Source organism: Lelliottia sp. (assembly GCF_045627565.1).
Classification (GTDB): domain Bacteria; phylum Pseudomonadota; class Gammaproteobacteria; order Enterobacterales; family Enterobacteriaceae; genus Enterobacter.
In genome coordinates this window covers 107,101-119,765 of record NZ_JAZQNX010000008.1, presented here as the reverse complement: position 1 = coordinate 119,765, position 12,665 = coordinate 107,101, and the positions used below count along the sequence as shown (strand labels likewise).

Annotated in this window: 13 protein-coding genes; 7 read left to right on the top strand and 6 right to left on the bottom strand. The window is 54.0% G+C overall.

Going from position 1 to position 12,665, the window contains the following annotated elements:
• Positions 1-84: 84 nt before the first annotated feature.
• The 3 genes from purC to dapA all read right to left on the bottom strand — a co-directional run bounded on the left by purC (position 85) and on the right by dapA (position 2,836).
• Positions 85-798 (bottom strand): phosphoribosylaminoimidazolesuccinocarboxamide synthase, encoded by a 714-nt coding sequence (gene purC / locus ACKI5T_RS05435; protein WP_407436131.1) that lies wholly within the window; start codon positions 796-798, stop codon positions 85-87.
• Between the two features lie 108 nt (positions 799-906).
• The gene (bamC, locus tag ACKI5T_RS05430; RefSeq protein ID WP_407436129.1) at positions 907-1,941 is read right to left on the bottom strand and encodes an outer membrane protein assembly factor BamC; all 1,035 of its coding nucleotides are present in this window, start codon (positions 1,939-1,941) and stop codon (positions 907-909) included.
• Positions 1,942-1,957: 16 nt separating this feature from the next.
• A complete protein-coding gene (gene dapA / locus ACKI5T_RS05425) occupies positions 1,958-2,836 on the bottom strand; it encodes a 4-hydroxy-tetrahydrodipicolinate synthase (protein WP_015959970.1) in 879 nt (292 codons plus the stop codon).
• Positions 2,837-2,980: 144 nt separating this feature from the next.
• On the opposite strand from dapA, the gene ACKI5T_RS05420 reads away from it, so the two are divergent.
• Positions 2,981-3,541 carry a glycine cleavage system transcriptional repressor gene (locus ACKI5T_RS05420; RefSeq protein ID WP_015959971.1) on the top strand — a complete coding sequence of 187 codons (561 nt, stop codon included), beginning with the start codon at positions 2,981-2,983 and terminating at the stop codon, positions 3,539-3,541.
• Positions 3,541-4,011 carry a thioredoxin-dependent thiol peroxidase gene (gene bcp / locus ACKI5T_RS05415; RefSeq protein WP_015959972.1) on the top strand — a complete coding sequence of 157 codons (471 nt, stop codon included), beginning with the start codon at positions 3,541-3,543 and terminating at the stop codon, positions 4,009-4,011. Before ACKI5T_RS05420 ends, bcp begins: the two co-directional genes overlap by 1 nt.
• Positions 4,012-4,050: 39 nt before the next feature.
• On the opposite strand, the gene ACKI5T_RS05410 is transcribed toward bcp, so the two are convergent.
• Positions 4,051-5,112, bottom strand: a complete 1,062-nt coding sequence (locus ACKI5T_RS05410; protein WP_015959973.1) for an AI-2E family transporter — start codon at positions 5,110-5,112, stop codon at positions 4,051-4,053.
• A 222-nt stretch (positions 5,113-5,334) separates the two neighbouring features.
• On the opposite strand from ACKI5T_RS05410, the gene bepA reads away from it, so the two are divergent.
• Both bepA and arsC read left to right on the top strand, forming a co-directional pair.
• Complete coding sequence (gene bepA, locus ACKI5T_RS05405) at positions 5,335-6,798, top strand: beta-barrel assembly-enhancing protease (protein WP_407436126.1); 1,464 nt, start codon at positions 5,335-5,337, stop codon at positions 6,796-6,798.
• Positions 6,799-6,863: 65 nt separating this feature from the next.
• The gene (gene arsC / locus ACKI5T_RS05400) at positions 6,864-7,223 is read left to right on the top strand and encodes an arsenate reductase (glutaredoxin) (protein ID WP_407436124.1); all 360 of its coding nucleotides are present in this window, start codon (positions 6,864-6,866) and stop codon (positions 7,221-7,223) included.
• Here the strand turns inward: arsC and ACKI5T_RS05395 are convergent.
• Positions 7,220-8,044, bottom strand: a complete 825-nt coding sequence (locus ACKI5T_RS05395) for an XRE family transcriptional regulator (RefSeq protein ID WP_407436122.1) — start codon at positions 8,042-8,044, stop codon at positions 7,220-7,222. The genes arsC and ACKI5T_RS05395 overlap by 4 nt on opposite strands.
• Before the next feature lie 158 nt (positions 8,045-8,202).
• On the opposite strand from ACKI5T_RS05395, the gene celB reads away from it, so the two are divergent.
• Genes celB through ACKI5T_RS05380 form a run of 3 tightly spaced genes read left to right on the top strand, consistent with a single transcriptional unit; the run spans position 8,203 to position 11,912 of the window.
• Positions 8,203-9,522 carry a PTS cellobiose transporter subunit IIC gene (gene celB, locus ACKI5T_RS05390; RefSeq protein WP_015959977.1) on the top strand — a complete coding sequence of 440 codons (1,320 nt, stop codon included), beginning with the start codon at positions 8,203-8,205 and terminating at the stop codon, positions 9,520-9,522.
• A gap of 3 nt (positions 9,523-9,525) precedes the next feature.
• A complete protein-coding gene (locus ACKI5T_RS05385; protein WP_407436119.1) occupies positions 9,526-10,479 on the top strand; it encodes a N(4)-(beta-N-acetylglucosaminyl)-L-asparaginase in 954 nt (317 codons plus the stop codon).
• Positions 10,480-10,481: 2 nt separating this feature from the next.
• Positions 10,482-11,912: a leucyl aminopeptidase family protein gene (locus ACKI5T_RS05380; protein ID WP_407436118.1), complete on the top strand. Its 1,431-nt coding sequence runs from the start codon at positions 10,482-10,484 to the stop codon at positions 11,910-11,912.
• Positions 11,913-11,957: 45 nt separating this feature from the next.
• Here ACKI5T_RS05380 and ACKI5T_RS05375 read toward each other — a convergent pair whose 3' ends face one another.
• The gene (locus ACKI5T_RS05375; RefSeq protein ID WP_189683356.1) at positions 11,958-12,659 is read right to left on the bottom strand and encodes a DnaA inactivator Hda; all 702 of its coding nucleotides are present in this window, start codon (positions 12,657-12,659) and stop codon (positions 11,958-11,960) included.
• Between the last annotated feature and the right edge of the window lie 6 nt (positions 12,660-12,665).

The window sequence follows — 12,665 nt, the reverse complement described above, 5'->3', positions numbered from 1 at the left end:
AGGCGGTTAGGGGCAGAATTACCATAGGAAACAGAGGTAAGACGCCAAAGGATGTTTTCACCCTTTGGCGTGAGTCGGGAGGATTTAGTCGAGCTTAACGCCCAGACGATGGGCAACCGCTTCATAGGCTTCAATCAGGCCACCCAGGCTCTGACGGAAACGGTCTTTGTCCATTTTATCCAGCGTCTCTTTGTCCCACAGACGGCTACCGTCCGGAGAAAACTCATCGCCCAGCACCACTTCGCCTTTATAGAGACCAAACTCCAGTTTGAAATCGACCAGGATCAGACCGGCATCGTCAAACAGCTTTTTCAGGACGTCGTTGGCTTTGAAAGTCAGCTCTTGCATACGTGCCAGGTTTTCTTTGCTCACCCAGCCAAAGGTTTCGCAGTAGGATTCGTTCACCATCGGATCGTGCATTTCGTCATTTTTCAGGAACAAATCAAATAATGGCGGGTTCAGCTCGATGCCTTCTTCAATACCCAGACGCTTCACCAGGGAGCCTGCGGCACGGTTACGGACCACACATTCAACCGGAACCATATCCAGTTTTTTGACCAGACATTCCGTATCGGACAGCAACGCTTCCATTTGAGTCGGAATGCCCGCTTCAGCCAGTTTGCTCATAATGAAATGGTTAAACTTGTTGTTCACCATGCCTTTACGGTCGAACTGCTCAATGCGTGCGCCATCTCCTGCTGACGTATCATTGCGGAACTCGAGCACCAACAGATCCGGGTTTTCCGTGCTGTATACGGTCTTCGCTTTGCCACGATACAACTCAGCTTGCTTCTGCATCTTGATTACTCCTGGTGTGATGATTTGTGTTCAAAACTGGGGATATTATGCCACGCACACGTTTGCGTGGCACTAAAATAAAAAGGGCTGGATTAACCAGCCCTTTTTTTATTTGCTGAATGCCGCCTGGAAGACAGCGACCAGCGCATCGTTCTGCGACTGGGTCAGCGTGTGACCTTTAGGATCGATAAACTGCAAGCTGCTGCGGTTATCGAGGTCACCGACCTGAATTTTGTAATCGCCTGAAGCCAGTCCTGGATCGGTTGCGCCCAGTGCTTGCCACCCGCTGTCAGAAAGCGGTTTGTAGGTCGCCGTGATGCTGCCCGTTGAACGAGTGCTGTCACTGACTTTCATGCCCACTTTTTCAAGCGTGGCTGGCAGACGCTGCCATGTCTGGTTGAACGGTGCACGCACCACCAGCATTGGCAGACCCGTATCATCCGCGGCGCTTTGTACGTCAAAGGTAACACCACTGCGGCTTTGTGAAGAGTTTGCAGCATCGGTCGCAGTTTTATCCAGCCCAGTAGCAATCACGTTCATCATTTCAGTGCTGTAGCGCTGCAATGAGGAAGCGTCAGCAACAGGCTTGCCAGCCTGCTCAAGGTTCAGCAGTTTGACCGCGACAGCCTGCTGATAACCCTGTGGTTTCACAGAGACCTGATAACGACCACGGTACTGCTGATCTTCATCAAGACGGTTCCACTCGATCCAGTCGGTGGTCAGCGTCTGGCTGGCATCATCACGTTTATCAATCGTGTAATTCTTCGACTGAATCACGCTCACAACCTGCGGCCAAAGCGTGTTGCTGCGGTTGTTTTCAACCAGCAGCGTCGCGGTATCACCCGTAAACTGGGTACGCGCACCGCTCACCAGTGCCAACGGCTGTGCAGGTGGGCGAATATCAAGCGCCTTACCCACAGCACCGCTGCCGTTAGTGACAGGAATGTTGTAATCGCCGTTCTGAATCGGCAGGATCATACCCGCTGGGGAATGAAGTTCAGCAAGCGGGGCGGCATCCAGATAGGATTCATCACCGCTCACCTGGCGCTTGTAGCGCGAGTCTGAACTACAGGCAGCGAGCAGCATAACAAGCGAAACACCCGCAACCTTCACCAGGCGCGTTTTCTGTACTGAGTAAGCCATCAAATCTCCCTAAACTCTACAGCAAACCGGCATGCTTCAGCGCCCCGGCAACCACATCACGACCATGGTCGGTGATAGGGGTCATCGGCAGACGCAGCGTATCGGTTGCTACAAGTCCCAACTCCTTACATGCCCATTTCACTGGGATCGGATTGGGTTCGACAAATAATTTTGTGTGCAGCGGCATCAGACGCTGGTTAATCACGCGCGCTTCATCGAAATGACCCGCCGCAGCCAGTTTGCACATTTCAGCCATATCGCGCGCCGCCACGTTAGTGGTAACGGAAATCACGCCATGGCCGCCGAGCTGCATAAAGTCCAGCGCGGTCGCATCATCACCACTGAGCAGAATAAAGTCGTCAGAAACCAGCTCTTTGATCTGATGAACGCGGCTTAAGTTCCCGGTCGCCTCTTTAATTGCGATAATATTTTTAACTTTCGAGAGACGCCCTACTGTTTCAGGCAGCATATCGCAGCCAGTACGTGACGGCACATTATACAGAATTTGTGGCAAGTCAGTATGTTCAGCGATGGCTTTGAAGTGCTGGAAGAGACCTTCCTGCGTCGGGCGATTGTAGTAAGGCGTCACCGTCAGGCAGCCGACAATGCCGCTATTGTTGAAACGCTGCGTTAGGCTAATGGCCTCAGCGGTGGCGTTTGCACCGGTACCGGCAATCACCGGGATACGCCCGTCAGCCAGTTCCACGGTCATCATCACCACATCACCGTGCTCATCGTGGCTCAGGGTGGCGGATTCTCCGGTAGTCCCTACCGAAACGATCGCCGCAGTCCCGTTGGCGACATGGTAATCAATCAGTTTTTTCAGGCTTGACCGGCAGACATTACCTTTCTCATCCATCGGCGTAACAAGCGCAACAATACTTCCCGTGAACATGGGCCATCCTCTGTGCAAACAAGATTCTCAATGGTACGTTTGGAACTGTAATAAAAGCAAGCGACGTAAGGCGTCCAGGCTGTTGTATGCATGTTTTTTTTATGCTTTCCTTAGAACACTTGACCACGCAAAGGAAGAACAGGTTTGACAACCTCATCACAACATTACCTGGTTATCACTGCGCTGGGTGCTGACAGAGCCGGTATTGTGAACACCATCACCCGCCACGTCAGCAGTTGCGGCTGCAATATCGAAGACAGCCGCCTTGCGATGCTTGGCGATGAGTTTACGTTTATTATGCTGCTTTCCGGGACCTGGAACGCAATCACGCTGATCGAATCGACGCTGCCGCTCAAGGGCGCTGAGCTGGATTTACTGATCGTCATGAAGCGCACCACCGCGCATCCGCGCCCGGCGATGCCAGCCACGGTGTGGGTTCAGGTTGAAGTCACCGACTCCCCGCATTTGATTGAACGCTTTACGGCACTTTTTGACAGCCATCAAATGAACATTGCTGAACTGGTATCGCGTACGCAGCCAGGCGCCACGCCAAAACTGTTTATTCAGATCACCGCGCACAGCCCCGCGTCACAGGATGCATCAAATATTGAACAGTCATTCAAAGCGCTCTGTACAGAACTCAATGCGCAAGGCAGTATAAACGTCGTAGATTATTCACAGCACGAACAGGATGGAGTTGAGTAATGAATCCACTGAAAGCCGGTGACATCGCACCGAAATTTAGCCTGCCCGATCAAGACGGCGAGCAAGTAAATTTGACCGACTTCCAGGGACAGCGCGTTCTGGTCTATTTTTACCCGAAGGCCATGACCCCAGGCTGTACCGTACAAGCTTGCGGTTTACGCGATAACATGGACGATCTGAAAAAAGCGGGCGTTGACGTGCTGGGTATCAGCACCGACAAGTCAGAAAAACTGTCACGTTTTGCCGAAAAAGAGCTGCTGAACTTCACGCTACTGTCTGACGAAGACCATCAGGTCTGCGAGCAGTTTGGCATCTGGGGTGAGAAGACCTTTATGGGCAAAACTTACGACGGCATCCATCGCATCAGCTTCCTGATCGGTGCAGATGGCAAAATTGAACATGTATTTGACGATTTTAAAACCAGTAACCACCACGATGTGGTCCTGGCCTGGTTAAAAGAAAACGCCTGAAACCTATAAAAAATCCCGGTTCAATGAACCGGGATTTTTTTACTCTTCTACTGCTGGCACATCCGGCCAGGCGTGAACCACCGCTTTGATAAGCGTGGCGAGCGGAATGGCGAAAAACACGCCCCAGAATCCCCACAAACCGCCGAAAATCACCACCGACAAAATAATCACCAGCGGATGCAAGTTGACCGCTTCCGAGAACAGCACGGGCACCAGCAAGTTACCATCCAGCCCCTGAATAATCAGATACACCGCGAAACAGCTCCAGAACTCGGTTCCCAGACCAAACTGGAACAGCGCCACGCCGATAACCGGAATCGTCACTACAAATGCACCGATGTACGGAATCAGCACCGAGAAGCCCACCAGCACCGCCAGCAGCAATGAATAATTCAGCCCGAAGATCACAAAGCCAATCCAGGTGGCAACGCCAACCACAATCATCTCCAGCACTTTGCCGCGAATGTAATTGGTGATCTGCTGATTCATCTCCTTCCAGACCTGCCCTGCCAGGCCGCGATTGCGTGGCAGAATACGACGCACCGCGTTCAGCATCTGCTCTTTATCCTTCACCAGGAAGAAGACCATCAGCGGCACCAGCACCAGATATACGGCCAGCGTCAGCAGCCCCACCAGCGAGGCGAGCGAATATTTCACCACCGAATCGCCCATCGTCATGATGCGGGCACGCATGTTTTCAGCCATCGCATCGATAATGCCGGCGTCCATTAGAGCCGGATAACGCCGCGGCAACGTCGCAGAAAAATCGGACAGTTTATTCAGCATGCCCGGCATGTCGCGGATCAGGTTAATCCCCTGTTGCCACGCAATCGGTAGCACCACAAACGACATGAGCAAAAGAATACCGACGAACAAAATGAGGACAATACTGCTTGCCCAGCGGCGAGAGCAGCCGATCTTTTCCAGACGAACCGTCGGCCATTCGAGAAGATAAGCCAACACTAAGGCCACCAGCAAAGGTGCCAGCAGACCGCTAAAGAAGAATAAAATACCAAATCCGGCGACCAGAATGACCAGCAAAGCAATGGCCTCGGGATCGCTGAAGCGGCGCCGATACCACTGCATTAACATTTCGAGCATACAACCCTTCCCTGAATCGGATGGCGGGACTGAGAGGGCGAATTGTATCTAACTGTCGCAAAAAAGACTTTCGCTTTTTGTATCTCACTCACGTTTAGCAAAAGCCGGGCGAATGGGATTTTCTTCACGCCTCAACACGGCTACACTCGCAGAGCAATCTAAGGTGAACGATATACGGGTTCACCGGTCAAATGAGCACATCCAAAATACAGGGCAGAGGCTATGTTCAGGCAGTTGAAAAAAACTCTGGTTGCAACACTTATCGCCGCGCTGACTGTCGGTCAGGCGATGCCCGCGGTCGCGGACTCGGCGGATACCTTGCCGGATATGGGCACCTCAGCAGGCAGCACGCTGTCCATCGGGCAAGAGATGCAAATGGGCGATTTTTACGTCCGTCAGCTTCGCGGTAGCGCGCCGCTGATTAACGACCCCCTGCTGGTGCAATACATCAACGGGCTTGGAATGCGCCTGGTCGCCCATGCTGACTCGGTCAAAACCCCTTTCCACTTCTATTTAATTAATAACGACGAAATCAACGCCTTCGCCTTCTTTGGTGGAAACGTAGTGCTGCATTCGGCGTTATTCCGTTATTCCGATAACGAAAGCCAGCTTGCGTCGGTTATGGCGCATGAAATCTCCCACGTCACCCAGCGCCATCTGGCGCGTGCGATGGAAGATCAAAAACGTACTGCCCCGCTCACCTGGGTCGGCGCACTGGGCTCTATTTTGCTGGCCATGGCCAGCCCGCAGGCGGGTATGGCAGCACTGACCGGCACGCTCGCCGGTACGCGCCAGGGCATGATCAGCTTTACCCAACAGAACGAGCAGGAAGCCGATCGCATCGGTATTCAGGTGCTTCAGCGCTCAGGCTTTGATCCTCAGGCGATGCCCACGTTCCTCGAAAAGTTGCTGGATCAGGCGCGCTATTCGACTCGCCCGCCAGAAATCTTACTGACGCACCCGCTGCCAGAAAGCCGTCTGTCCGATGCGCGAAACCGTGCCAACCAGATGCGTCCTGTAGTAGTGCAGTCGTCGCAAGATTTCTACATGGCAAAAGTCAGAACGCTCGGGATGTACAATTCCGGGCGAAATCAGCTCACCAGCGATCTGCTCGACAGCCTGTCTAAAGGCAATATCCGTGAGCAAAATGCAGCGCAGTACGGTCGTGCGCTTGAGGCGATGGAGGCCAGCAAATTCGACGAGGCGCGAAAAGCGATACAGCCTTTGCTGACCGCTGATGCCAATAATCCGTGGTATCTCGATCTGTCGACCGACATTGATTTGGGCCAGAAGAAAACCACCGATGCGATCAATCGCCTGAAAGGGGCAAAAGATCTGCGCACCAACCCGGTATTGCAGCTCAACCTGGCGAATGCTTACTTACAGGGTGGACAGCCGAAAGAGGCCGCCACAATCCTTAACCGTTACACCTTCAATAATAAAGACGATCCTAACGGCTGGGATTTACTGGCACAAACGGAAGCACAGCTCGGCAATCGCGACCAGGAACTGGCTGCACGCGCAGAAGGCTTCGCGCTAGTGGGGCGTCTGGATCAGTCCATTTCGCTGTTGAGCAGCGCCAGCTCGCAAGTGAAGCTGGGTAGTCTGCAACAGGCCCGATACGATGCGCGTATCGACCAGCTGCGTTCATTGCAGCAGCGGTTCAAGCCTTACGAGAAAATGTGATTTAGCACGTTGCAGGAAAGCCAACGCACCTGCAACGTGAAGTGCGACGAATAAAAGGAGAATTCATGTCAGACGCGGTAAAAATTTATCATAACCCACGCTGCTCCAAGAGCCGCGAAACGCTTGAGCTTGTGAAATCAAAAGGCGTCGAACCCGAAGTGGTGTTGTATCTGGAGACGCCACCGGACGCACAGACTCTTCGCCAGCTGTTGAGCATGCTGAATATGGCAAGCGCGCGGGAACTCATGCGCCAGAAAGAAGATCTGTATAAATCGTTAAATCTGGCGAACAGCCAGCTGACGGAAGATGATCTGATTCAGGCGATGATCGATAATCCAAAGCTGATTGAACGCCCTATTGTCGTCGCTCATGGCAAGGCACGCATTGGCCGTCCGCCGGAAGACGTGCTCGCGATCCTCAACTAATCCTGACGCCGCAGCGCTTGCAGAAATGCCTGCGGCGTACGATCCCCCAGTTTTTTCTGCGCTTTCCCCTCGTTATAAAACTCACACATTTTTTCCAGTAAGCGCTCTACTGGCTCGGCCTGGATACGCGGAATAATCTCCACCAGCCGCACCGCCACCTGCACGGCATTTTGCTTTGCGCGACCGATCGCCAGGGCTATGCCGTCGGGGATGAAGGGCGATTCAAAACCAAAAGTCTCAATAGATTGTATATCGGCCGGGCAAACCTTTAGCATTTCACGAATCCAGTTTGCGAGTAATTGTGGCGAGATCCCCGCGTAAACCCGCGCAAAGCACCAGCCGCTGATGGGCTCTCGCGCCCAGAGCACATGTTGCTCGCCACCGTCGTCCATATGCAGTGAAAATGAGAGATGGTGAAGTTCAAGATGGTCCGGCCGTCGCCCCGCCTTTATCGCTTTTAGCCCCTTCAGCGGCGCGCCCTGACGCGGTGTCACCGCCGCTTTAAGATAGCGGTTTAGCGTGGCGCGAGAGACGTGAATACCCAACCCATCGTTGACTAACAACAGAAGCTCATCGAGCGGCGCGCCCGTGGCATCACGTAGGGCATTAATCAACGAGATCTGTTCTTGTCTCATCGCTTTGTGTATCACTTTCGGTGTGGTGTGGTTATCTGAAATATGTTCACGGTTACGCCAGCGGCGGACGGTGGTGACGGATATCCCCAGTTCCACAGACAGCTCCCTGTCACTCTTATCGGACTGCTGAAGATACCGACGGATACGCGGTGTGGTCGTGGCATTGGCGTGCAGTTTAATTTCCATCGTGAGGATTCCGTTAAATTTTATCTAACCAATCTTATGAGATATATATTTATAGTGTGACTGCATTGTGACCGATTTCACCTTTTTCTCGTTACGCTCCACTGATAATCCACACACATAACACAAACCACATCACTCAATCTTGTACGGAGTTCACAATGAACAATGTTCTGGGATTTCTTGAAGCAAAACTGATGCCGTTGGCGGCTAAAACGGCTCAACAACGTCATCTGGGCGCTATTCGTGGCGCCTATGTTTCCTTCATGCCGTTTATTATTGTCGGCTCAATCCTGCTGGTTATCTCTTCTTTCCCCAATCAGACTTACCAGCAGTTTATGTCTCAGGCTTTTGGTGCGAGCTGGAGCGCCATTATCGAGATCCCGTTCAACGCAGTGTTCTCCACGATGTCGCTGTTTATCAGCTTCCTCGTCGCGTACCGTCTGGCGGAACACTACAATGAAGACCGCGTGTCATGTGGCATCCTTGCGCTGGTGAGTTTCCTGATCCTCACGCCGTTTATCAAAGTGGCCGAGAACGGCGGCATCACGGTCATCCCCGTGGAATGGATCGGCAGCAAAGGGCTCTTTGTGGCGATGATTGGCTCGCTGCTGTGGACCGAATTGTTCTGCTGGCTGAAGCGCAAAAATCTGGTGATCAAAATGCCAGAAGGCGTACCGCCTGCGGTACAGGAATCGTTCGCCGCGCTGATCCCCGCGCTGGTGGTCATGATTCTGGTGCTGATGATTCGCATCGCGTTTGAAAACACCCACTACAACACCATTCACCAGTTCATCTACGAAGTGGTCGCCACGCCGGTGCGACATTACGGGACATCCTACTTTGGCGCGCTGATGACGGTATTCAGCATCACCATTCTGTGGTCAGTGGGCATTAACTCCGGCTCGATGGTTAACGGCATTATTCGTCCGCTGTGGATGGAAAATCAGACCGACAATATCGCTGCCATTCAGGCTGGCGTGACCCCGCCGCACATTATCACCGAACAGTTTTTTGACATGATCTGGATGGGTGGCGCAGGCGCAACGCTGTCGCTGGTCATTGCGATGCTGATTTTTGCTCGCAGTAAAAACATGCGCGAAGTGGCACGACTCGGCGCGGGGGCGTCGGTGTTTAACATCAACGAGCCGATTCTGTTTGGTCTGCCGGTTATCATGAATCCAATCATGCTCATCCCGTTCAACCTGGTGCCGCTGGTGCTCGTCACCGTGCAGTATGCCGCGATGAAACTCGGCGCGGTGGCGGTGACGACGGGCGTTTTCATCCCCTGGACGCTACCGCCGGTCATCAGCGGATTTATCGTTACCGGCCACATTAGCGGCAGCGTGATGCAGCTCCTCAATTTGCTGATCGGCGCGATGCTCTACCTGCCGTTTATGCGCATCCTGGACAAACAATACCGCGCCGCGGAGCTTGCAACCGCGATGCCAACTGAAACCACGCTGGCTAAACAGGAGTAAACCATGTGGGGAATTATTGCGACCTGGCGAATGGCACTGGAAGGGGTCACGGAGTCGGCAACGGCGCTGGCGGCGGGAAAGCCGGTTTCAACGGCGGTGGTCGATGCCGTCGCGACCGTCGAGGACTTCCCGTTTTATAAGTCCGTCGGTTATGGTGGGCTGCCTACCGAGAACGGTGACGTTGAGCTGGATGCCGCCTACATGGATGGCGACACGCTGGCTTTCGGCGCAGTCGGCAATCTGGTCGATATCGCAAATCCGATCCGCGTGGCGCATGCCTTGAGCCGTCAGCGCTATAACAGCTTGTTAGTCGGCCAGGGTGCGCGTGAATGGGCGCTGAGCCAGGGATTCACCGACAAGACAATGCTCACCGACAGAGCCTTGCAGCACTATCGCAAACGCTGCCGTGAAACGCTGGATAAAGGGTTAAGTCCTTACAACGGACACGATACGGTCGGGATCATTGGCCTGGATAATCACGGATCGATGAGCGTCGCCACGTCCACCAGCGGCCTGTTTATGAAAAAGCGCGGACGGCTAGGCGATTCGCCGATCATCGGCTCCGGTTTTTATTGCGACAGCGAAACGGGCGCGGCGACCGCCACAGGCGTGGGCGAAGACCTGATGAAAGGTTGCACCAGTTACGAAATCGTTCGTCGAATGGCTCAGGGAATGACTCCGCAACAGGCGGCGGATTCCGTAGTCTTCGAACTGGAAGACAAGCTGATGTCGCGCTTCGGGCGCGTAGGCGATCTCTCGGTGGTCTGCATGAACAACAAGGGTGAGTTTGGTGCAGCAACCAATATCAAAACGTTCTCCTTCGTCGTTGCTACTGCGCGTCAGCCGCTCACCGTTTTTCGCACCGAGCGTCAGCATGAGAAAACCCATTATCAGCCTGTCGATGACCTGTGGATGCAGGATTATGCCACACGCATTCGTGCGCCGATTGAGGAGTAATCATGATTAGCTACCAGCTTATTAACGCGCTCGCGCAGGCCGATGCAGCGAGTCATTTGATTGCCCGCAGCGCCTGCCAACATCTGCCCGGCACCGCGCTGATTAACGAAATGCGCGCGCAGAAAAGCGTGGCGGACACCCGCTTCGGCTGTGCCCCTTTTACGCGCATCACCCTGCTGCCAGATGCCTTATGGAAGGATAATCTGACCGAGAGTTTGCTCACCGCACTGCGCCCGCTTTTTGCCGATCCGGTCAGCGAAACGGTGATTATCGACGTTACCGAAATTGATGACACCGTGCTGGCGCAACTGCTGCGTTTTCTGTTCAGCCAGGCGCACCGGCTCAGCGATTTGCAGTTGAAAAAACCGGATGCCTCGGCGATTCGACTTCGCCACATCACCGCACTGTGTCTGCCCGAGCAGCAGGCGCATGTAGAGTCAGTCTTCCGTCAGCAGCAGGCAATTGCGAACGGGATGATTGCCGCACGACGTCTATCAGATATGCCCCCTGACCGCTGCACACCGCAGTTTGTGGTCGAGGAGTCGCAAAGATTATGTGCCGTCTTCCCATCCCTGCGCTGCGAGTCGCTCGATGAAAAACAAATCGTTGAGCAAGGGCTGGGACTGCTGCATGCCGTCGGGAAAGGCGCGGCCTGCCCGCCGCGACTGCTGGCAATCCATTACGACGGTATCAAGGATGGCCCAGTGCGTTGTTACGTCGGTAAAGGCATCACTTTCGACACCGGTGGCCTGTGGCTCAAAGACGGCGCGGGCATGTACACCATGAAATATGACATGTGCGGCGCGGCAAATGTGATGGGGCTAATGCTCACTATCGCTGAGCTGAATCTGCCGGTGCGGGTGATGGGCGTGCTGGCGCTGGCGGAAAATGCCATAGGCCCGGATGCGATGCAGCCCGGCACGGTGGCGCGCGCCTGCAACGGCATGACGGTCGAGATTAATAATACCGACGCTGAAGGACGATTAGTACTGGCCGATGCCATTGCGTGGGCGAGCCAGCGCCATCCGCAGGCGCATTATATTATCGACATCGCAACGTTAACGGGTGCGGTGGTGAAGGCGCTGGGGTATGAGTTAAGTGGTTTGATGACGCAACATGAGCCGCTGCGTCAGTCACTGACGGCTGCTGGCGTAAAAAGTGGAGACGAAGTGTGGTCATTGCCGCTGGATGCGCGGCTGAAAAAACAGACCCAAAGCGCTATCGCCGATCTGTGTAATACGCCAACTAACAACGCCGCGATCAGTGCTTCGGCGGCCTGGCTACTGCATCACTTTTGCCCACCGACTATTGCATGGGCGCATCTTGATATTAGCGGTACGGCGTTATGGCGGGAAGGTGGAAAAAGCGTGGCATCAGGCAGACCGATTCCGCTTCTTATTGAGCATTTATTGGGTGATATACAGAAAGGGTAAAACATTTGCTCTGGAGCCGGGCAAGTATCAGTGCCGCCCGGCACATTAAAGCTTCAGGGTGTCTTTCACGAACGGGATCGTCAGCTTACGCTGGGCGGTAATTGAGGCGTGATCGAGCTGATCGAGCGTATCAAAAAGCGTGCGCATTTCCCGATCCAGGCGCTTAAGCAGAAAACGGCCCACGTCTTCCGGAAGCTCAAATCCACGCAGTCGTGAACGCAGCTGTAACGCCTGGAGCTTATCTTCGTCGGACAGCGGCTGCAGCTTGTAGATTTGCCCCCAGTCCAGACGAGAGGCCAGATCCGGTAAACCTAGATTGAGCTGGCGCGGCGGACGATCCCCGGTGATCAGTAAACGAGTTTTGCCCGATTCCAGAATCCGGTTATACAGATTGAACATCGCCATTTCCCACTGCTCGTCCCCGGCAATACATTCGATATTGTCGATGCACACCAGCGAAAGATGTTCCATGCCGTCGAGCACTTCCGGTACGAACCAGGTGCGCTTGTCTAGCGGCACATAGCCTACCGCGTCGCCACGTTGCGAAAGTTCAGCACAGGCGGCATGCAAAAGATGACTACGCCCCGCACCTTCGCGTGACCAGATATAAATGTATCCGCTGTGATCCTGGCGCAACACGTTTTGCAGCGCAGCCAGTAAAGAGGGGTTATCACCCGGCCAAAAACTCGCGAAAGTTTCGTCGTCAGGAAGATAAAGTGGCAGAGAGAGCTGTGCCGGTCCGTTCAGAAATAC

What these genes read in the sequence shown, in the direction of transcription:
- purC (WP_407436131.1), bottom strand. Translation starts at nt 798, where the DNA reads ATGCAGAAGCAAGCTGAGTTGTATCGTGGCAAAGCGAAGACCGTATAC.
- bamC (WP_407436129.1), bottom strand. Translation starts at nt 1,941, where the DNA reads ATGGCTTACTCAGTACAGAAAACGCGCCTGGTGAAGGTTGCGGGTGTT.
- dapA (WP_015959970.1), bottom strand. Translation starts at nt 2,836, where the DNA reads ATGTTCACGGGAAGTATTGTTGCGCTTGTTACGCCGATGGATGAGAAA.
- bcp (WP_015959972.1), top strand. Translation starts at nt 3,541, where the DNA reads ATGAATCCACTGAAAGCCGGTGACATCGCACCGAAATTTAGCCTGCCC.
- ACKI5T_RS05410 (WP_015959973.1), bottom strand. Translation starts at nt 5,112, where the DNA reads ATGCTCGAAATGTTAATGCAGTGGTATCGGCGCCGCTTCAGCGATCCC.
- bepA (WP_407436126.1), top strand. Translation starts at nt 5,335, where the DNA reads ATGTTCAGGCAGTTGAAAAAAACTCTGGTTGCAACACTTATCGCCGCG.
- arsC (WP_407436124.1), top strand. Translation starts at nt 6,864, where the DNA reads ATGTCAGACGCGGTAAAAATTTATCATAACCCACGCTGCTCCAAGAGC.
- ACKI5T_RS05395 (WP_407436122.1), bottom strand. Translation starts at nt 8,044, where the DNA reads ATGGAAATTAAACTGCACGCCAATGCCACGACCACACCGCGTATCCGT.
- celB (WP_015959977.1), top strand. Translation starts at nt 8,203, where the DNA reads ATGAACAATGTTCTGGGATTTCTTGAAGCAAAACTGATGCCGTTGGCG.
- ACKI5T_RS05385 (WP_407436119.1), top strand. Translation starts at nt 9,526, where the DNA reads ATGTGGGGAATTATTGCGACCTGGCGAATGGCACTGGAAGGGGTCACG.
- ACKI5T_RS05380 (WP_407436118.1), top strand. Translation starts at nt 10,482, where the DNA reads ATGATTAGCTACCAGCTTATTAACGCGCTCGCGCAGGCCGATGCAGCG.